Genomic DNA, 770 nt, shown 5'->3' on the forward strand with positions numbered 1-770 from the left:
TTGAAAAGGAAGTAGCTGCGAAGGGCGATACCAACGCCCTTGATCGTGCTTGGTGCCAGTCCGCGCGTACGACGCAGGACGAAGTTCTCGATATCTGACGGACAAAGATTCGCAATACGAATCAGACCGGATCCGAAACGATCGACGAGAAACTCCGTCACATCTCGTCTTCGCACGTAGCGGGAACTCTCGGAGAGTCCACGAACTTCAGACATGTGCCGATCGAAATCCGCGACCTCTCTGCTTATCGCAGTCGATACAGACGATATCGGCTCTGCACGCGCGATGCCCCGCATCTCGATAAATAGCTTCAGTGCAGCGTGAATACTGGTTCTTGATCGCTCGCATTTGGGGGCACAATGGCAATGGAGCAGATGAACGAAGAGAAACCTGTCAATCAATGCATCGTCGACTTCTCGAAGGCCGATTCCCTGTTCCGAAATCCAGTGCGCGAAATGCGCGAGACCGCGGTAATAACGCTCGATTGTGTTATGCGAATATCCACGTTTGGTTAGATATCGGCGGTATGAGGCCGCGTGAGCTTCCATGCCATACTGGACAAGCCATCGTTGAGCTAGGATATGTCCGGGTCTGGGGCGTGAGTGTGTGAGCATGGTGACCCTCCTCGATACACTAAGACAACGTGAGGAAAGTACTCCATATTATGGAAGGTTGCAGTGCGCGCTTCAGGTATCCTAGCCCTGAAAACAAGAGCTATTGTCCACACTCGGGTGATCACCTTCGATAACCGAAAAGTGTCGATAGCGGCG

1 protein-coding gene is annotated in these 770 nt (G+C 52.6%); it reads right to left on the reverse strand.

All coding sequences use genetic code 11. The annotated features are described in order from the left end of the window. On the reverse strand, positions 1–548 hold a 548-nt coding region (locus tag SB822_RS54730), incomplete at its 3' end, for a site-specific integrase (RefSeq protein ID WP_410858803.1). Between the last annotated feature and the right edge of the window lie 222 nt (positions 549–770).

The sequence above is a fragment of the Paraburkholderia sp. SIMBA_054 genome (assembly GCF_046534875.1).
In the GTDB taxonomy this organism is placed as follows: Bacteria; Pseudomonadota; Gammaproteobacteria; order Burkholderiales; family Burkholderiaceae; genus Paraburkholderia; species Paraburkholderia hospita.